The following is an 18,432-nucleotide window of genomic DNA, read 5'->3' as shown; positions in this document are numbered from 1 at the left end:
CGCCCGCGAGCCCGGCGCCCGCGAGCCCGGCGCCCGCGAGCCCGGCGCCCGCGAGCCCGGCGCCCGCGAGCCCGGCGCCCGCGAGCCCGGCGCCCACCGGCGTCGCGTCGGCGGCGCGAACCACCACGGTCCGCGGGCCTGAGCGCCCCGCCTGGTGGCGCACCCGGACCGACGAGCCCGGGACGGACGCACGGGACGACGCCGAGGAGGCGCCGTCCGAGGCAGAGCAGGCCAAGCCCGCCGCCGCCTCTCCGGCCGCTCCGACTCCCGTCTCGACGCCGCGGGCACCCGCGTCGCCCCCGCCCGGTGACGTCCGGCGCTCCTCCTCGCCTTCGCCCTCTTCGCCGCCCCCGTCCTCGGCCTCTTCGCCTTCGTCCTCGGCGCCGCCGGCGGACGCGGTTGACCTGGACCGCGCCGGCAAGGATCGCCGTGAGTCGGCGGTCCGTGCCGACGGCGCGCCGTCGGCACGGACCTCGGCTCCACGGCCGCCGGTGGCGCCACCGTCCGAACGGCAGTCGCCAACCCAGCGGCCATCGCCTCCGAGAGCATCGCCCCGGAGATCGGCGCCTCAGCCGCCATCGATCCAGACCCCATCGATCCAGACGCCATCGACCCAGAGCCCACCCGCCCAGGCCTCGCCCGAGACCCTGACGGCGCAGCGCGCGCCGGGCTCGGCCGGCGGCCAGCCGGCGGCACCGGCACGGGTCGCGACGCCCGCCCAACCGAGCGTCGCGCGTCCCGCGCGTCCCGCGCATCAGCATCGGCGGACCCCGTCGTCGGAGCAGACCTCGGCGGGCGCGCCCTCGAGGCCCACCGCCTCGACGCCGCGGATCGTCTCGGTCGGCGGTCTGCGCGGCGAGCAGGCCCCGCCAGTCGCGCCACGCCACGGGACCGAGCAGGAACGCCCCGAGGGCGCGGCCGGCCGGAGGCGGTTCGGTGGGCGCACGCTCGCGGTGGTCGCGCTCGTGGCTGGCCTTGTGGGCGGCCTCGTGGGCGGTGTGTGCGTCGCGTGGCTCGCCCCTGATGACTCTGGTTCCGCCATCGTCGGATCCGGAATGGTGGTCGGCACGGACGCGCCGGTCGGGAGTGCGGGGTCGGTCGCCGACGCGGCGGCCCGAGCGCTGCCGTCCGTGGTCACGATCAAGGCGCGTGGGCAGCAGGGCAGCACGGGATCCGGAGTGATCGTCCGTCCGGACGGGTACATCGTTACCAACGCCCACGTGATCGCGCCGGCCGCGAACGGCGCGGGTGAGATCGTCGTCATCCGCTACCAGGACGTCACCGAGATCCCCGCGCAGCTCGTCGGCCAGGACCCGAAGACCGACCTGGCCGTCATCCGGATCAACGCCGACGGTCAACTGCCAGCGGCGACACTCGGCCGGTCAAGCTCGCTGCGGGTGGGTACCCCGGTCATCGCGATCGGTGCTCCGCTCGACCTGCAGGGCAGCGTGTCCACCGGGATCGTCAGCGCCCTTGACCGCAGCCAGTCGGAGCCGACCGGTGGCGGCGGATCCTCGCAGCTGAGCGGGGCGATCCAGACCGACGCGGCGATCAACCCGGGAAGCTCGGGCGGTGCGCTTGTGGACGGCAACGGTCAGGTTGTCGGTATCAACACCGCCATCGCTTCGGTTCCCGGGGCGCCGGCTGGCGACGACGGCCAGACCGGAAGCATCGGCGTCGGCTTCGCCATCCCGATCGACTACGCGCGTTCCATCGCTGATGAGATCATCCAGACCGGCCACGCGACCCATCCCTATCTCGGGATATCGGCCGCCACCGTCACCAAGACGGACGCGGCGGCAACCGGGCGCGTGCCGGGCGCGCTGATCCGCGAACTCGACTCGAGCGGCCCGGCGGCGGCGGCCGGCCTGCGGGTCGGTGACGTCGTGACGAAGATCGACGACGTCGTGGTCTCCGGGGCGAACGAGCTGTTGGAGACGGCCAGGCGGCACCACGTCGGCGATCGCGTGACCGTGCGGTACCAGCGTGCCGGGCGCGACGCCGCCGCCCAGGTGACCCTGACCGAACAGAAGAGCTAGGCCCGATCAGAGGCCCAGGCCCGTCATCGATCCGGGTGGCGTGCGGGACCGTCGGGTGCTGGCGGAACGACCTGGCTCGGGCGGATTCCACCGCCAGGGGAAGCTGACCGGCGCGAAAACGACAAGCCACGGCGACGAAGGCGGTCCGATTGGTCGCTGGATACCTGCTCGTCACCTGAGAGTCCTGCGCGCGCGTTCCCGCGGAGGTACGCTCTGGCCGTGTTCAACGGGCTCGGATGGGGTGAAATCGCTGTCCTGCTCCTGATCGGACTGTTCGTGTTCGGTCCGGACAAGCTTCCCCGGGTCGCCAGGGACGCCGGCAGGATGCTGCGGCAGCTGCGGCAGATGGCGAACGGAGTTCGCGATGATCTGCGCTCTGAGCTCGGTCCCGAGATCGCGGATCTCGACATCCGCGATCTGCACCCGAAGACGTTCGTCCGCAAGCACCTGCTCGAGGATGGCGACGAGGACCTGTTCCCGTCCTACCTGAACAAGCAGGGCAAGCTGGACATCTTTGGTGACGAGCCCTCGGCGGGCCCGTCGCTGACCAAGGACCGGGTGCCCGGCGGCCCCGCGGCCTCCTTGGGAAAGACGGCGGAAGCCAAGGCCACCAACCGGGTTCACACCTCGGCGGACGCCGCCACCCCGTGGGACACCGACGCCACCTGATCCCCGGGTCGCCCGGCTCCGCGGGCGCCCCGCGTCGTCGTCTGTCTGGGCGTCGGTCCTTCGGGCTAGGCGTCCGTCGGTTGTCTAGGCGTCCGAGCCCTGGTCTCTGGGAGGGCTCTCGGCGCCGCAGGAGCCGTGTTCGGTCGCCGGGGCGGCCAGTCGGCCGAGCAGATCCCCGAGAAGCTCCAGCTCCTCGGCGGAGTAGCGGGAAAGGACATGGCGGGCGACGCCACGCAGGTGGGTGCCGGAGGCCGCGCGCAGCCGCGCGAGACCGGCGGGCGTGAGTACCGCGAGCGTCCCGCGCAGGTCGGACGGGCAGGACCTGCGCTCCACCAGGCCCTCGCGCACCAGCCGGTCGACGAGCCGCGTCAGCCCGCTGCGGGACAGGAGCACGGCGTCGGCGAGTTCGCTCATCCGCAGTGCGCCATCCGGCGCCTCGGAAAGCTGGACCAGCACGTCGTAGGAGGCGAGCGGCAGGTGGTGCGTCTCCTCGAGCTCGGCCTCGAGTACCCGGGTTACCTGCGCATGCGCGCGCAGCAGGCCTCGCCAGGCACGCATCCCGCGCGCGTCGACCCGCTCGGCCGCTGGATCCGCTGAGCCGCATCCCGGCTCGACCGTGCCGGCCGGGGCCAGCGGTGCCTTCCGCGGCTCGGCGGGCCTGGTCTGCTCGCTCGCGGCGTCCGGCCCAGCGGGGCCCGGCCGTGGGGGAGGCCCATCTCCCTCAGGAGGCGCCGCTTGCAAACTCACTCGATCAGCGTACGTCGGTGGTGAGACAGACGCCGCGGGCACGGGCGCCATCGAGGGGACACGAGGCTGAGGTGGTCGCCGGGTCCTCGCCCCGCGTGGGCCGTCCTCGGCCCCGTTCCGGCGGTGAGGACGCGATGTCGGGCTGGAGGGAACCAGCGGGGCGGCGCGCTGGCCGGCGAGAGCGGGGCGTACGCGGGCCCGCGGGCCGAGCGGGGCGGCCCGGCCGCTACGCGGGCTATGGTGGAGGTCCGTACGTGTTCGCTGGACCGGCTGGCGGTGGTTCCGCGCGTGTGACCACGCGCGGGGAGATGGCCATCACGGCTGGTCAGGCGGTCACGGCGCGGCCGGGCGGTCGCGATGCCGTCGGAGGGGTACCGCTTCGCGTGGTGTGGCTCACCCCACGCCATGGCGTCTCGCGCGCCGGCCGGGCGTCGTCCGACGCCGACCTCGTCGGACGCCGACGTTGTCCCATCCAGAGTCMAGTTCAGGTCCCCACACTGCCGGTACCTGCCGCTCCGCGGCGGTAGCCAGACGGCTGAGGTTTCGTTGCCAGCTCCCACTCTCACCTCTGACGCGGTCCAGGCGGCGCTCGCGACCGTCCTCGACCCCGAGATCGGCCGGCCGATCACCGAGCTCGACATGGTCGAGGCCATCCAGATCCGCGGCGACGGCTCGGTCGACGTGGTGGTTCTTCTCACCGTGTCGGGCTGCCCGATGCGCGAGGAGATCATCGCCAGGGTCGACCGCGCGGTCCGCACCATCGAGGGCGTCACCGACGTCCGCGTCGCGCTGTCCGTGATGACGCCGGAGCAGCGGACCGCCCTGCACGAGAAGCTGCGCGGCGGCGTGGCGGCGAAGGTGATCCCGTTCGCCCAGCCGGGCTCGCTCACCCGGGTCTACGGGGTGGCGAGCGGCAAGGGCGGCGTGGGCAAGTCGTCGGTCACCGTCAACCTCGCCACGGCGATGGCCCAGTCGGGCCTGAAGGTCGGTGTTCTCGACGCCGACATCTACGGGCATTCGGTGCCGCGGATGTTCGGCATCGAGCGCGGGCCCACGCAGGTCGATAAGATGATCATGCCGCCGCAGGCATACGGCGTTCGCGTGATCTCCACGGGCATGTTCACCAGGGGAAACCAGCCGGTCACCTGGCGTGGCCCGATGCTGCACCGGGCGCTAGAGCAGTTCCTCTCGGACGTCTTCTGGGGCGACCTGGACGTGCTGCTGCTCGACCTGCCGCCCGGCACCGGCGACATCGCGATCTCGCTGGCCCAGCTGGTGCCGTCGTCCGAGCTGCTGATCGTCACCACCCCGCAGGTGGCCGCGACCGAGGTCGCCGAGCGGGCTGGCACGATCGCCGCCCAGACCAGGCAGAACGTGGTCGGCGTCGTGGAGAACATGGCCTACCTGAGCTGCCCGCACTGCGACGAGCGGATCGACCTGTTCGGTGCCGGCGGTGGCGCCGCCGTCGCCGAGCGCCTCACCAAGGTGCTCGGCCACGACGTGCCGCTGCTGGCGCAGATCCCGATCGACGTCCGGCTGCGCGAGGGTGGCGACGCCGGCATGCCGCTGGTCGTCGCGGACCCCGACTGCGAGGCCAGCAAGCAGCTGCGCACCGTCGCCGACCGGCTCAGCCACCGCTCCCGCGGCCTCGCCGGCCGCTCGCTCAACCTCTCACCGGCCCGGGGCCTGGGTGCGCCCAAGCACGCGCACTGACCCAGGGGCCGAGCCACGACAGCGGGTGGGTTCCTCCATGCCAGGCATGGAGGAACCCACCCGCTGTCGGTTTCCTCCCGGAACATCGCCGAGGATCGGCATGCTGGGGTGAGGACAGGGACGCGGGCCGCGTCCGCCGGATCCGGGGAGGTCGCGCTGGCCGGGATTGATCTGCACACCCACTCGACGGCGTCCGACGGGTTGCTCACGCCCGCGGCGCTCGTGGCCGCGGCGGCGGACGCCGGACTGTCGACGATCGCGCTGACCGACCACGACACCACGGCCGGGACGGCGGCGGCCGAGGCGGCCCTGCGGCCCGGCATGACGCTGGTGCCCGGGGCCGAGATCTCGTGCGAGGTGCGAGTCTCCGCGGACCGTGTGATCAGCCTGCACGTGCTCGCCTACCTGTTCGACCCCGCCGAGCCAGAGTTCGCCGCGGCCCGCGCCCTCCTGCGCGACGACCGCGAGACGCGGGCCCGGCGGATGGTCGACATGCTCGCCGCCGACGGTCACCCGGTCAGCTGGGAGCGGATCGGGGAGCTGGCCGGCGGCACGGTCGGCCGGCCGCACATCGCCGCCGCCCTCCTGGAGGCCGGGGTGCTCTCCCATTTCGACGAGGCGTTCACCCCGAGCTGGATCGGCGGCCGGGGCAGCCGGTACTGGGTCGGCAAGTCCCAGCCGGACGTCGCCGAGGCGCTGCGGCTGATCCACCAGGCCGGCGGGGTGAGCGTGTTCGCCCATCCGTTCGCCGCCGCCCGGGGGCCGGTCGTCGGGCCGGAGGTGATCGAGCGGATGGCGCGGCTGGGTCTCGCCGGCGTCGAGGTCGACCACCCCGACCATCCGCCGGCCGCCCGCGCCCGGCTGCGCGCGCTGGCCGCCGACCTGGGCCTGCTCGCCACCGGCTCGAGCGACTTCCACGGCACCAGGGAAGGCCCGGGCCGTGGCATCGGCGCGAACGGCACCGCCCCGGATGTCCTCGCCGCCCTTGTCGACCGCGCCACCGGCGACACCCCGCGCACGCGCTAGCGCCGCGTCCGACACCCCCCCCGCCCAGCGCCCCGCCCCGCCGCGTGACGGGCCCTTTTGGGTTGGTTGTCGCCGGTGAGAGGGCTTGTCGGTCTAGTGATACCTTTTGCGCCGCTCCGCCCGACACGGTGAAGGGTTTGCGGTGACCGATTCCACTGGCGCGGCTCCCGGCGGCTTTCCGCCTGGCTACGCGCCGCCCGGCTATGAGCAGCCCGGCAATGCGCCGGCCGGACCGGGCCAGGCGCCTGGCTATGGGCAGCCTCCCGGCTATGGACCGCCCGCCGGCTACGGGCCGCCTCCCGGCTACGGGCCTCCGGGCTATCCCACCCCCGCTCCGCAGGGCCAGGCGCCGGGTCAGCAGCCGGTGCCGGGACCCGGGCCGTACGGCCCGCCGCCTGGGCCGGTCTGCCGCGTCTGCGGCGGCGGGCCCGCGGTCGCCGCGACCATCCGCGGCCATCGGGGCTTCATCATCGTCATGCGGTTCCTGAAGACGCCGGGACCGTTCTGCCGGACGTGCGGCACCGCCGTTGTCCGGGACATGTCGGCGAAGACGCTGCTCCTGGGCTGGTGGGGCCTCGTCTCGTTCTTCGCCACACCGGTCACACTGATCATCAACCTGGTGCAGTGGCAGAAGATCAAAAAGCTTCCGCCCCGGCTGCCGTACGGCCCAGGACAGCCGCTGGACCCCGGTAAGCCGCTGCTGCGCCGCCCGGCGGCCCTGGGGCTGCTCGTCCCGACGGCGGTGATTCTCGTGATCATCATCGTCGCTGTCGCGAGCCGCAACGATCCGAGCAACGCCTCGGTCGGCGACTGCATTCACCAGACGGGATCGACAAGCGCCAAGATCGTCGACTGCTCCTCGGATGACGCCGAGTACGTCGTGCTCGACCGGGTCAAGTCGGAGAGTCTCTGCGCTCTTGTCCCGGGAGTGGAGGCGACCTACAGCGAGCTCGGGGGCAGCAGCGACTTCGTGCTCTGCCTGGGTGACGCTCCCTGATGTTCCCGCGCGCCGGCCGCCGCGCCAGTTCTCCCCGGCGCGCCGGCGCCTCGGGAGCCGTCGCCTTCCGCGGGTCTCGCTCGGGGTGTGAAGCCCGCTGGCGAGCTGGTCAGTCGGCGGGCGGGGCGAGGAGACGCAGGGCGCCGGGGCGGACGACGATCTCGGTCGGGAGGTCCGCTACCGGGTCGCCGTCGGCGTAGACCTGGAACGGGCGGTCGGCGTCGACGGTGAGACGGCGCGCCCGGAGCACGGTCACGTGCTTCGTGTCGACGTGGGTGCCCTTGAAGACCTTGTGGAAGAGCAACAGCAGGGTGAGCCGGCTCATCCGGTGCAGGAACACCACATCCAGCAGCCCATCGGCGACGTCCGCGTCCGGGGCGTAGCGCATCCCACCGCCGTAGTACTGCGCGTTCGCGGCGGCGACCGACCATCCGACGACCTCGCGCGGCTCGCCGTCGTCGAGGCGGACGGTGAAACGGGCCGGCCGCCACGGTACGAGGGCCCGCATCGTCGAGTACGTGTAGACGCTCTGACCGCGCAGGAGCCGGGTCCGGTTGGCGATGACCTGGACGTCCGAGTCGAAGCCCAGGCTCGCGATGCCGATGAACGCCGTGCCGTTCGCCTCCGGCAGGTCGATCCGCCGTTCGACGGCGCCCGCCAGCGCCGCCGCGGCGGCCACCGGGTCGCGCGAGATGCCCAGCCCGCGCGCGAAGTCGTTGCCCCGGCCGCCGGGCAGCACGGCGAGCAGGCCGCCGGCCCTCGCGGTGGCCCCCGCGACCCGCCCGACGAGCCCGTCACCGCCGAGCGCCACCGCTACCCGGCCCGAGCCGGCCGCCTCGGCCGCGAGCTCGTCCGCGTGCGCGATGTCACGGGTCCTCGTCACCTCGACGTCGGACGCCCAGCCGCGCAGCGCCCCCAGGACGTCTTCGAGCACCCGCCCGGCCCGTCCCCCGCCCGCGCTCGGGTTGACGATGACGCGGAGCCGGTCACGCGCGATCGGCACCGCCGCGATCGGCACCGCCGCGAACTCCGTCGCGGCGACCTCCTCCGTCGCGGACTCCGCCGTGGCGACCCGCGCCGGCGCGGCCTCGTGCTCAGGGATCGCCGGGGTCCCCGAGGGGCGGTCGGTGGTTTCGGTCATGGCGGCCGGTGCTCTCTCGCTTGGGGGCGCGTCCCGGCGCGTCCTTCGGGGCCCGCCAGGTGTGCAGAGCCTACGAGCGGACGCGGCGCGGCGGGAACCCGGTGTGTCAGCCGCCGTCGGTGTCGCCCTGGGCCGTGTTCCCGGGTCCGGGCACCGGCGTGCTGAGCCGGTCGGTCGGGGCGCCGAAGAGCAGACGGTCGGCGAGCGTCGAACGGTCGCGGAGATCCTCCAGGACCAGGTGCTCCATCAGCAGGAGGGCGGCGTCCGCGGGCCACAGCAGCAGCCACAGCCACACTCCGCCGGCCTCGCCGACGAACGCCGTCCGGTCGCGTGGGCATCCCACCGGCCACAGCGCTGTCGGGTGCCCCGCCGCCTCGACCTTCGCCTCGGGAAGAGTGTCCAGCTGCTCCGGGTCCGGCCCGGGGATTCCCGCCAGCCGGGCCCCCAGCCCCGTGCCGGGCGACTCGGCGACCAGCAGCATGTCCGCCGGCCCGCCGACCGGCGACGGGCCCGCCGCCGCCAGTGCCACCGCCCGCGCGCCGGCGCGGTCGTCGCCGGCCCAGCCGATCCCGCCGACGTACCAGTGAACCGGCATCGGCGACGGCACCCATACGGGCACCGTCGCCGTGTCAGCGAGTTTCCGCAGCGCGAGCTCCGGTGTGGCGGTCGCCTGGTGCCAGGGGGAGACGTCCCCGTGACGTTCGCACCTCCACTGATCGCTCCACAGGTCGGGCGGCCGTAGCCCACCTAGACATCGGGGACAGGTGGGTACGTTCGTCACCTGGCTCCTCCCGAACTCCTCTGCCACCTCGCGGGCGGTCCACTCCAGCACGTCCTGACGGACGCYTCACCGCGGATGAAGCCAGCCGCCGGATGCGCGTGGAGGCCAGCCGCCGGGTTTGGATCCGCGGACGAAGTGTGCCCAGCCGCGCGCCGGTGAACCCGAGGCGCGCGGCCATGTGGGGAGAAAGCCGAGATGACCGGCCCTGGACGGTGCGAAGGTTCAGGACTCGACCGGCGAGTCAGGACTCGACGGGCAGGTCAGGACTCGACGGGCACCGGGCGGCCGGGCTGCTCGCCGCCCCTCGCCTCGCCGTAGGACCGCTTGGGGACCATCACCTTGCGGCGGTAGACGCAGACCACGACGCCGTCCTGGTTGTAGCCGCGGGTCTCCACGGTGACGATGCCGCGGTCGTCCTTGCTCCTGGACTCCACCTTGTCGAGCACCGTCGACTCGCCGTAGATGGTGTCGCCGTGGAACACCGGCTTGACATGCCGCAGCGACTCGACCTCAAGGTTCGCGATGGCCTTGCCGGACACGTCCGCCACCGACATGCCCAGGAGCAGTGAGTAGACATAGTTGCCGACCACGACGTTGCGCYTGAACTGMGTGGTCTCCTCGGCGTAATGCGCGTCGATGTGCAACGGGTGATGATTCATGGTGAGCAGGCAGAACAGGTGGTCGTCGTACTCGGTGATCGYCTTTCCCGGCCAGTGCCGGTAGACGGCACCGACCTCGAACTCCTCGTAGTAACGGCCGAACTGCATCGTGCCCTCCCATGACCTGTCGCACGGCGGAATATCCCGCCTGGCGGGGGATTCTGGCTTCGGCGAAGCGCCGACCGCCTGGTTTCCCCGGGAGCCTAGGCGTGGCCACCGGCGTCGCGCAGGCGGTCGCGAGCACGGTCACTACCGCCGGCCCGCGTTCCTTCCCACCGACAGGCCCAGAAGGCAAAGGCCGGCCGGAGGCCGGGCGTCAGATACGAAGACCCCGCCGCAGGGGATCGCGCAGGTCCATCTCCGCGGCGAGCCAGCGCTCCCGCAGCGCCGCCGCGCCGTGGACACGTTTGTAGGCCGATTCGTTCGGCGTCATGGGGAACACCGGCAGAAATCGCACCGGCGCCGGGAACTCCGTCGGATGGGCGAAGCCGGGGGCTTGCGCAGCGTCGTCGATCCCTGCCGGGTCGTCGATCGGGGAAGCCTGCCCAGAGGTGGGCGACCCGGCCGCGTCGGCGAGTAGCAGATCCGGCACCAGGCCGCCCGGCTCGCCGACCAGCACACCGTGGAACGGGGCCTCGTCCCACAGCGGCTCACCAAGGTCCAGGCCGGCGCCCGCGATCACCGGGACGCCCTCGATCGAGGGAATCGCGGCGAGCAGGGCCAGCTGGCGCGCGACGCTGTCACGCGGAACCCGCAGCGAGAGCACGAGCTCGGCCCGCGGCCCGGCGGGATCGCGGACCGCCGCCGCGGGGTCACTCATCGGCTCCGCCGACATGCCCACCGTCGCGTACCGGAAGAAGCCGTCGGGGCGCGGGCCGAACCGCAGCACGTCGATCGGCTCGGCGCCCAGAAAGGTCACCCCCGCACGGCCGCCGACCGGGCCAAACGCCGCCACGAGGTGCCGCTCCACCGCGGCGCGCACATCCACGGCCCCCAATCGTATGGCGGTTCGGTGGCCAGACGCTCCGCGCCTGCCGCCGGGGGCGGGCGGCGTGATGTACTCGGGACCGTTCCCGGTGCGTATGCCCGCTGGCTCCGAGCAGAGTCTGTCGGCGGTGGGGATGTGCCGGAACCGGCGTTATCTGGAACGATCGGGGCAGCCGACCGCGTTGGCCCGGGAGATGCCGGGCGAAGCTAGCTCGGCGGAGCAAGTCGGARTACGGGAGGAACCATGGCTGGTGTGCTGAGCAAGGGGGCGAACGCACCGCTGCCGACGCCGGACGTGCGGGTGGAGGTTTCCTCGTCGACGCCGCTCGATATCGCGGCGCTGCTGCTGACGCCGGCGGGCAAGGTCCGTTCGGACGCCGACTTCGTCTTCTACAACCAGCCCAACGGCCCGGGCGTACGGCTGACGCCGCCCTCGTCGCTGGAGTTCTCGCTGACGGCTGTCCCGCCGGACATCGACAAGGTGGTCGTCACCGGAAGCCTTGACGGCTCGGGATCCTTGACGTTCGCGGCTGTCCGCGGGCTGACCGTCACCGTGCGGGACGGCCGGGGCGGTGCGGAGATCACCCGGTTCGCGCCGGAAGGCCTGGGCACCGAGACCGCGCTGATCATGATCGAGCTGTACCGGCGGGCCGGCGCCTGGAAGGTGCGCGCGGTCGGCCAGGGCTACGCCGCGGGCCTCGCCGGCATCGCGACCGACTTCGGCATCGCCGTCGACGACCCCGGCCCGGCGGCCGCCCAGCCCGCGCCACCCTCGCGTCCGGCGTCGTTCGACCGGCGTCCCGCGCCGACGGGGCCGAACACGGCCGGGCCGGCCGGCGGACGGCCGGCGCAGAACGAGGAGATGTTCGAGGCGCCGACCCAGTTGGTGCGCCCGGAGGCGGCCGCGGGGCACACCCCCCAGCCACCGCAGGCCCCGCCGAGGCCGGGGCCCACGCCACCGCCTGGACAGCCCTGGGGCGCCCCGCCTCCCGGCGGCCAGCCGGGGTACGGGCAGCCGCCCGCGCCTTCCGGGCCCGCGCCGTGGGGTCCGCCGCAGCCTCCCCCGGGCCAGCCCCAGCAGTGGGGGCCGCCGCCTGGTGGCTGGGCGCCGCCGGCCGGGCAGCCCGGGGCCGCCCCTCAGCAGTGGGGCTCGCCGCAGGGCCCGCCGCCTGGTGGCCAGTGGGGACCGCCGCCCGGTCCGCCGGCTGGCCAGCAGTGGGGTCCGCCGCCCGGCCCGGCCGCGGCGGGCGCCGCCGGCGCGGTCAACCTCGACAAGGGCAGGGTGTCGCTGCGCAAGGGCGAGGCCGTCTCGCTGGTCAAGACCGGCGCGCCGCCGCTGACCCGGGTCCGCATGGCGCTCGGCTGGGACCCGGCGATGCAGGGCCGGTCGATCGACCTCGACGCGTCCTGCATTCTCTACGACGCCCGCGGCAAGGACGTCGACAAGGTCTGGTTCATGTCGAAGAAGGGCGCGAAGGGCGCCGTGCGCCACTCCGGTGACAACCTCACCGGCCAGGGCGAGGGCGACGACGAGGTCATCATGGTCGATCTCGGCGCGCTGCCGCCGGCGGTGACGACGCTGGTGTTCACGGTGAACAGCTTCCAGGGCCAGCCGTTCACCGAGGTGCGGCGGGCGTACTGCCGCCTGATCGACGACCTGACCAACCAGGAGCTCGTCCGGTTCGATCTCTCCGAGTCAAAGCCGGCCACCGGTCTGGTGATGTGCAAGGTGCAGCGCGTCCCGAACACGCCGGTGTGGGCGATGACCGCGATCGGCGAGTTCCACGAGGGCAAGACCGTCCGCGCCATGGTCGAGCCGTCGAAGCGCTACCTCTGACACCTGGTGGTCATGCCCCGGGGCCTTCCGCCCCGGGGCCCGACCAGGCCCGCTAGGCGAGCTTGTACTCCTTGAGCAGGGCGCGGCTGATGATCCGCTTCTGGACCTCGGACGTGCCCTCACCGATCAGCATGAACGGCGCCTCGCGGAACAGCCGCTCGATCTCGTACTCCTTCGAGTAGCCGTAGCCACCGTGGATGCGGAACGCGTCGGTGGTGACCTCGTGGCAGTACTCGCTGGCGAGGTACTTGGCCATGCYGGCCTCGACGTCGTTGCGCTCGCCGCGGTCCTTCTTGCGGGCGGCGCTCACCATCATCAGGTGGCCGGCCTCGACCTTGGTCGCCATCTCGGCCAGCTTGAACGCGATGGCCTGGTGGTCGGCGATCTGGTGGCCGAAGGTCCTGCGCTGCTGGGCGTAGGCGATCGCCAGCTCGAAGGCGCGGATCATGATTCCGCAGGCGCGGGCGGCGACGTTTACCCGGCCGACCTCGACCCCGTCCATCATCTGGTAGAAGCCCTTGCCGGCCGCCTCGGGCCCACCCAGGATCGACGCCGCCGGCACCCGGTGGTTGTCGAGCACCATCTCGGTGGTCTCGACACCCTTGTAGCCCATCTTCTCGAGCTTGCCGGGAATGGTGATCCCGCCGGTGGTGCCGAATCCCGGCTCCTTCTCCAGCAGGAACGTCGTCATGTTCCGGTAGACCGAGCTCGCGCCCTCGTCGGTCTTGACCAGGGTGGCCACGATGCCGGCCCGCGCGCCGTTGGTMAGCCACATCTTCTGGCCGTTGATGACGTACTCGTCGCCGTCCCGGTCGGCCCGGGTGGTGATCGCGGAGACGTCCGAGCCACAGCCCGGCTCGCTCATCGAGAAAGCGCCGCGGATCTCGCCGGTCGCCATCTTCGGCAGGAGCCGCCGCTTCTGCTCCTCGGTGCCGTGCTGGATCAGCAGGTAGGCGAGGATGAAATGGGTGTTGATGACGCCCGAGACGCTCATCCAGCCGCGGGCGACCTCCTCGACCACCAGCGCATAGGTGAGCAGCGACTCGCCGAGACCGCCGTACTCCTCCGGGATGGTGATCCCGAAGAGGCCCATCTCCTTCATCTGCTCGACGATCTCGTGCGGGAACTCGTCCTTGTGCTCGAGCTCGGTCGCGTGCGGCAGAATCTCCTTGTCCACAAAGGTGCGGACCGCCGACAGAATGTCGGCCTGGACGTCGGTCAGACCGTCGGTCTGTGCGATCCTGCCCATTTCCCAATCCCTTCTGGGCGTTACCGGTCCTGGACGGCGCGCGCCCGGCCGAGGCGGCTGGCCGGGCGCGTCGGACGGGCCGCCGCCGCGCGGCCCGGGACGGGCTCAGCCGGTCGGCGGCTCGAACTTCTTGGTCCGCTGCATGCCCGCGGCGCGGCCCTTGCCCGCGATGACCTGGGCCATCTTCGCGCTCGCCTCGTCGATCATCTCGTCGCCGAGCATGACCGCGCCGCGCAGGCCACCCTCCTCGGAGGTGTGCCAGGCATACGCGTCGAGGATGAGCTCCGCGTGGTCGTAGTCCTCCTGGCGCGGCGAGTAGACCTCGTTCGCGGCGTCGATCTGGCCGGGGTGCAGCACCCACTTGCCGTCATACCCGAGCGCGGCGGACTTCTTCGCGACCCCGCGGAACGCATCCACGTCGCGGATCTGCAGGAACGGACCGTCGATGGCCTGTACACCGCGGGCGCGGGCCGCCTCGACAATCTTGAACAGAACGTAGTGGAACGGGTCGCCCGGATAGTCGGGGTTGAGCGCGCCGACAACAAGCGACGGCATGTTCATCGACGCCATGAAGTCGGCCGGGCCGAAGATGATGGTCTCGATGCGGGAGCTCGCGAACGCGATCTCCTTGACGTTCGACAGGCCGAGCGCGTTCTCGATCTGCGYCTCGATGCCGATCCGGCCGACCTCGAGGCCCATGACCTGCTCGATCTGGGTCAACAGCAGGTCGAGCCACTCCACCTGGGCGGCGGTCTGCACCTTGGGCAGCATGATGCAGTCGAGGTTCTGTCCCGCGCCCTCGACGACCGTGATGACGTCGCGGTATGTCCACTTGGTGGTCAGGTCGTTGACCCGCACCACCCGGGTCTTACCGGTCCAGTCGCCCTCGTTCAGCGCGGCGACGACATTGTCGCGGGCCGACTCCTTGGCACCTGGGGCGACGGAGTCCTCCAGGTCGCAGAAGATCTGGTCCGCGGGCAGGCCCTGCGCCTTGCCGAGCATCTTGGTTGACGATCCAGGAACCGCGAGGCAGGAGCGGCGTGGACGTAGCGACATGATCGAGATAGTAGCCGCAGGACGTTGCTGGCGCCCGAGAACGGAGCCGTTTTCGATCATGTTCCGGTGTGGGTTCCCTCACCAGCGCGACGGCCAGGGCGCCATCGAGCGCGCGATGGCGCCCCCGCCGTGCGATCCGCCGTGGCGCGGGAGAAACCGTTCAGGGCGAGGAAATGGCGTCGCCAGTTCCCCGTCCGGTCAGCGGGGGCTGACCGAGGACTCGTCGCGTACCGCCACGCAGTCGAATTCCAGCATCCGCATCCGCGGGTCGTGCGAGACGGGGAACATGCCGGACAGCGAATATCCGTACGAGGCGATCTCGGGCCACGCGTGGTCGAAGGTCGGGTTGTCCTCGTACAACGGCTGAATAGCCATCTCCGACTGCAGCGCCACCACCTTCGGGAGCACTTCCTTGGCGCCGCGCAGCACCTCGAGGTCGAAGCCCTGCGTGTCCATCTTCAGGTAGACGCGCGGCTCGGTGATCCCTCTGGTGACGTTCTCGAACACGTCCGCCAGCCGGTGGACCGCCACCTCCTCGGTCGACGTCACCCTCGACTCGTCGGCGAAGAGCTCGGCCGCGAGCTTGCCGGGCGTGCGGAAGGAGCTGAAATGCGTGAAGTTGGTGACGTTGATGCTGGCGCGGCCGTCGGTGGCGCCCAGCGCGTAGGGCTCGATGATCCAGCCGGGATCGCGGCTCGCGCTGGCGCGCAGGTGCTGGATGTTGTCCCGCACCGGCTCGAACGAGACGATTCGGCCTCGATAGCCCGTCCCGCGCAGCCAGCGGCCGAACTCGCCCTGACGGGCTCCCACGTCGAACACGCAGTTGATCCCGTAGAGAGCAAGCAGTTCGTGCAGGTGGGAGGCGAGCATGTTGCCATCCGGCGCGGTCCGGACGATCTCGAATCCGGTCAGGCGGACAGTGTTGCGTAGTCGGTAGGCAAGCGGGCTGGCCATTTTTTCCGTCCTTCGCGCATGCTGCACCGGGCCCGGCCGTGACGTTCGTGGTCGCCGGGCAGCGGTGGCTGACGGTTTGCCTGTTTCGACACATTAGCGTGGACTCGAATCGGGGTACAACGGCACCTGTGTAGTACCTGTGCACGACATGTGCCGTGTCTTCATGATCTGGCCGCGTTCGGGGACGTGGCCACGGCGGCACCCTCGCCCCATCCGGTTCGCGCGGTGCCCGCCCTCCCGGGGGACGGTGCCTGCCCTCCCGGGAGACCCAGGGCCGCCTGACCGGCCCGGCCGGGGGTAGCCTCGCGCGGTGAGCAAGCGCCCCTCTGCCGCGTCGAGGCTGCCGTGACGGGCGCGGGCGCGCCGCGTCCGCCGGTGCCGGTACGGGTGTACTGCCGGCGGCTCGCCGGGCTGCTGGTGCTGGACCCGAACGGTGACCAGGTCGGCCGGGTCCGCGACGTCGTGGTGACGCTGCGCCTCGGGCATGCCCCGCCCCGAGTCCTCGGGCTCGCCGTCGAGGTCCAGCATCGGCCGATCTTCGTGCCCATCAACCGGGTCACCGGGGTCGAGTCGGGCGCCGTCATCCTCTCGTCGGCCCGGCTGAGCTGGCGCCGGTTCGCGCAACGCGCGGGCGAGACCCGTGTCCTCGGCGAGCTGCTCGACCGCAGGGTCGCGGAGGTGGCCACCGGCCGGGAGGTGACGGTCCTCGACGCGGCGATCGCGCCCGTCCGCGGCGGCGAGTGGATCCTCGACCAGGTCGCCGTGCGGGTGGGGCGGGGCCGGCGCGGTGAGGTGCACACGGTCGCCTGGGACGAGGTCGGCGGGCTGTCTCTGCCCGAGGACGGCCAGGGCGCGGCGAACCTCCTCGCCGCRTTCGAGAAGCTGCGCCCGGCCGACCTGGCCTCGCTGCTGCACGACCTGTCCCACAAACGGCGCGCGGAGGTCGCGGCGGCGCTGGACGACGAGCGGCTCGCGGACGTGCTGGAGGAGCTCCCCGAGGACGAGCAGGTGGAGCTGCTGGGCGGGCTCGCCGACGACCGGGCGGCCGACGTGCTGGAGGCGATGGGCCCGGACGACGCCGCCGACCTGCTCGGCGAGCTGCCGGAGGAGGACGCCGAGCGCCTGCTCCAGCTGATGGAGCCGGAGGAGGCTGCGCCCGTCCGCCAGCTGCTGCGCTACGCCGACGACACGGCCGGCGGCATGATGACCAGCGAGCCCGTCATCCTCGCGCCGAGCGCGACCGTGGCGGAGGCGCTCGCCAGGGTGCGCGCCCCAGAGCTGTCACCCGCGCTCGCGGCTCAGGTCTACGTCGTGCGCCCGCCCTACGAGACGCCGACCGGACGCTACCTGGGCCTGGCGCACTTCCAGCGGCTGCTGCGGGAGCCGCCGTCGACGCTGGTCGGCGCGGTGATCGACGTCGACACCCGGCCGCTGCGGCCGGACACGCCGCTGGCCGAGGTCACCCGCCACCTGGCCTCGTACAACCTGGTCGCCGCGCCGGTGCTCGACGACGCCAACCGACTGGTGGGCGTGGTGACGGTCGACGACGTCCTCGACCACATCCTTCCGCCCGACTGGCGTGAGCGGCAGCTCACGGACGACGCCGCGGAGTACGGCGCGCTCCACCACGAGCCGGACGGCGGCGAGCCGGACGGCGGCCAGGCGCCGGAGCCGGCGGGGCCGAGCGACGACGAGCCCGGCCCCGGCCCCGGCGAGCGGCGGCCGGCCCGGTCCTCCCGGAGTGACTCCGCCGATCCAGTGGGAGCCCCGGGCCTCCCGGACCGGCGACGCCGATCCGGGAAGGACCCCGAGGAACCGCTCAGGTAAGGGAACCGCGGCAGAGAGTCAGGACCGCGAGCGCGATCTCGACGCCGCGCGGGCCCAGCTCGTCGGCCCACGCCGCGATGATCTCGTTCTCGCGGCCATGCTGGACGCGCGGTCCGCCATCGGCGCCGCGCAGCGCCTGAATCTGCCGGGAGATGTCCCGGCGTACGGCCACCAGATCACGGAGTTGGACGTCGAGGTCGTCGATCAGGCGACGGCCCTCGTCGATCGTGGTGATGGTCGGCGCCGTCGGCGCGGCCGAGCCGGCGGCCAGAGTGCCATCCAGGCTGGCGTCCACGGTGTTGCTCACAGGGAACCCTTCGGGTCTGGGCTCGGCACGGCCCAGGCACGAGAACGGCCCGGGGCGTCCGGGCCATCGGTCTGTCTTCTGYGCAGGTCAGCGGCACAGTGGGGACCGAGCCCGGCCCCCATAAAACTGGCGCGGCGCGTTGTGTACGGGCTCATGCCCGACCGCGAGTGCGCTGCGCTCCATGCGGAGCAGCATGCCAGGCTGTGGCCGTTACGTCCAGTTGCCCAGCGCGCCCGCTCCGGGCACCATGCGCACGCTGAGCATCCGTCAACGCTGGTATCGCTGGCTCGCGGCGRCCCGTTCGGCTCCCGCTGTGAGCCGCCCCACGGCCCGTCCCATCCTGTTCCGGCTCGGCGCCCGCGCCAGAACTGTCGGTGTCGGGTGCGATGATCCTCTCGACTCATGACCCCTGACGTGGACCTCCAGCCGCGCGAGGCCTCGCC

At 72.4% G+C, this 18,432-nt stretch carries 16 protein-coding genes; 7 read left to right on the top strand and 9 right to left on the bottom strand.

Going from position 1 to position 18,432, the window contains the following annotated elements; translation table 11 throughout:
• Window positions 1–1,055 precede the first annotated feature (1,055 nt).
• Together BL253_RS00625 and tatB are read left to right on the top strand one after the other, a co-directional pair.
• The gene (locus BL253_RS00625; RefSeq protein WP_241834390.1) at window positions 1,056–2,039 is read left to right on the top strand and encodes a S1C family serine protease; all 984 of its coding nucleotides are present in this window, start codon (window positions 1,056–1,058) and stop codon (window positions 2,037–2,039) included.
• A gap of 219 nt (window positions 2,040–2,258) precedes the next feature.
• Window positions 2,259–2,708, top strand: coding sequence for a Sec-independent protein translocase protein TatB (tatB, locus tag BL253_RS00620; RefSeq protein ID WP_076812340.1), 450 nt, complete (start codon window positions 2,259–2,261; stop codon window positions 2,706–2,708).
• An 84-nt stretch (window positions 2,709–2,792) separates the two neighbouring features.
• Here tatB and BL253_RS00615 read toward each other — a convergent pair whose 3' ends face one another.
• Entirely contained in the window at window positions 2,793–3,455 is a 663-nt protein-coding gene (locus tag BL253_RS00615) for a MarR family transcriptional regulator (RefSeq protein WP_096335876.1), read from the bottom strand.
• 546 nt (window positions 3,456–4,001) lie between these two features.
• Here BL253_RS00615 and BL253_RS00610 point away from each other — a divergent pair.
• From BL253_RS00610 to BL253_RS40890, 3 genes are all read left to right on the top strand, one after another.
• Window positions 4,002–5,168, top strand: coding sequence for an Mrp/NBP35 family ATP-binding protein (locus tag BL253_RS00610; protein WP_076812338.1), 1,167 nt, complete (start codon window positions 4,002–4,004; stop codon window positions 5,166–5,168).
• 201 nt (window positions 5,169–5,369) lie between these two features.
• On the top strand, window positions 5,370–6,194 hold the full coding sequence (locus BL253_RS00605; RefSeq protein WP_081437866.1) for a PHP domain-containing protein: 825 nt from the start codon (window positions 5,370–5,372) through the stop codon (window positions 6,192–6,194).
• Window positions 6,195–6,336: 142 nt separating this feature from the next.
• Complete coding sequence (locus BL253_RS40890; RefSeq protein WP_076812336.1) at window positions 6,337–7,191, top strand: LppU/SCO3897 family protein; 855 nt, start codon at window positions 6,337–6,339, stop codon at window positions 7,189–7,191.
• Between the two features lie 109 nt (window positions 7,192–7,300).
• Here the strand turns inward: BL253_RS40890 and BL253_RS00595 are convergent, their stop codons facing one another.
• From BL253_RS00595 to BL253_RS00580, 4 genes are all read right to left on the bottom strand, one after another.
• Window positions 7,301–8,332, bottom strand: coding sequence for a diacylglycerol/lipid kinase family protein (locus tag BL253_RS00595; protein WP_081437860.1), 1,032 nt, complete (start codon window positions 8,330–8,332; stop codon window positions 7,301–7,303).
• A gap of 106 nt (window positions 8,333–8,438) precedes the next feature.
• Entirely contained in the window at window positions 8,439–9,113 is a 675-nt protein-coding gene (locus BL253_RS00590; RefSeq protein ID WP_076812375.1) for a DUF6758 family protein, read from the bottom strand.
• A 260-nt stretch (window positions 9,114–9,373) separates the two neighbouring features.
• Window positions 9,374–9,880: a MaoC family dehydratase gene (locus BL253_RS00585; protein ID WP_076812333.1), complete on the bottom strand. Its 507-nt coding sequence runs from the start codon at window positions 9,878–9,880 to the stop codon at window positions 9,374–9,376.
• A 208-nt stretch (window positions 9,881–10,088) separates the two neighbouring features.
• On the bottom strand, window positions 10,089–10,760 hold the full coding sequence (locus tag BL253_RS00580; RefSeq protein WP_076812330.1) for a suppressor of fused domain protein: 672 nt from the start codon (window positions 10,758–10,760) through the stop codon (window positions 10,089–10,091).
• A gap of 243 nt (window positions 10,761–11,003) precedes the next feature.
• Between BL253_RS00580 and BL253_RS00575 the strand changes: the two genes are divergently transcribed.
• Window positions 11,004–12,596 carry a TerD family protein gene (locus BL253_RS00575; protein ID WP_076812327.1) on the top strand — a complete coding sequence of 531 codons (1,593 nt, stop codon included), beginning with the start codon at window positions 11,004–11,006 and terminating at the stop codon, window positions 12,594–12,596.
• Between the two features lie 52 nt (window positions 12,597–12,648).
• Here the strand turns inward: BL253_RS00575 and BL253_RS00570 are convergent, their stop codons facing one another.
• The 3 genes from BL253_RS00570 to BL253_RS00560 form a co-directional block, all read right to left on the bottom strand.
• Window positions 12,649–13,845: an acyl-CoA dehydrogenase family protein gene (locus BL253_RS00570; protein ID WP_076812325.1), complete on the bottom strand. Its 1,197-nt coding sequence runs from the start codon at window positions 13,843–13,845 to the stop codon at window positions 12,649–12,651.
• Window positions 13,846–13,950: 105 nt separating this feature from the next.
• A complete protein-coding gene (locus BL253_RS00565) occupies window positions 13,951–14,901 on the bottom strand; it encodes an HpcH/HpaI aldolase/citrate lyase family protein (RefSeq protein ID WP_076812322.1) in 951 nt (316 codons plus the stop codon).
• Between the two features lie 198 nt (window positions 14,902–15,099).
• Complete coding sequence (locus BL253_RS00560) at window positions 15,100–15,855, bottom strand: FkbM family methyltransferase (RefSeq protein ID WP_076812320.1); 756 nt, start codon at window positions 15,853–15,855, stop codon at window positions 15,100–15,102.
• 345 nt (window positions 15,856–16,200) lie between these two features.
• Between BL253_RS00560 and BL253_RS00555 the strand changes: the two genes are divergently transcribed.
• Entirely contained in the window at window positions 16,201–17,682 is a 1,482-nt protein-coding gene (locus tag BL253_RS00555) for a magnesium transporter MgtE N-terminal domain-containing protein (protein ID WP_241834389.1), read from the top strand.
• Here BL253_RS00555 and BL253_RS00550 read toward each other — a convergent pair.
• Window positions 17,675–17,989 carry a chorismate mutase gene (locus BL253_RS00550; protein WP_076812317.1) on the bottom strand — a complete coding sequence of 105 codons (315 nt, stop codon included), beginning with the start codon at window positions 17,987–17,989 and terminating at the stop codon, window positions 17,675–17,677. The two genes, BL253_RS00555 and BL253_RS00550, sit on opposite strands and share 8 nt — an antisense overlap.
• Window positions 17,990–18,432: the final 443 nt, after the last annotated feature.

This window comes from Pseudofrankia asymbiotica, from assembly GCF_001983105.1.
GTDB lineage: Bacteria > Actinomycetota > Actinomycetes > Frankiales > Frankiaceae > Pseudofrankia > Pseudofrankia asymbiotica.
The sequence above is the reverse complement of the archived record's forward strand: the minus strand, read 5'-3'. Positions and strand labels throughout refer to the sequence as shown.

What these genes read in the sequence shown, in the direction of transcription:
- BL253_RS00575 (WP_076812327.1), top strand. Translation starts at nt 11,004, where the DNA reads ATGGCTGGTGTGCTGAGCAAGGGGGCGAACGCACCGCTGCCGACGCCG.
- BL253_RS00560 (WP_076812320.1), bottom strand. Translation starts at nt 15,855, where the DNA reads ATGGCCAGCCCGCTTGCCTACCGACTACGCAACACTGTCCGCCTGACC.
- BL253_RS00625 (WP_241834390.1), top strand. Translation starts at nt 1,056, where the DNA reads ATGGTGGTCGGCACGGACGCGCCGGTCGGGAGTGCGGGGTCGGTCGCC.
- BL253_RS00595 (WP_081437860.1), bottom strand. Translation starts at nt 8,332, where the DNA reads ATGACCGAAACCACCGACCGCCCCTCGGGGACCCCGGCGATCCCTGAG.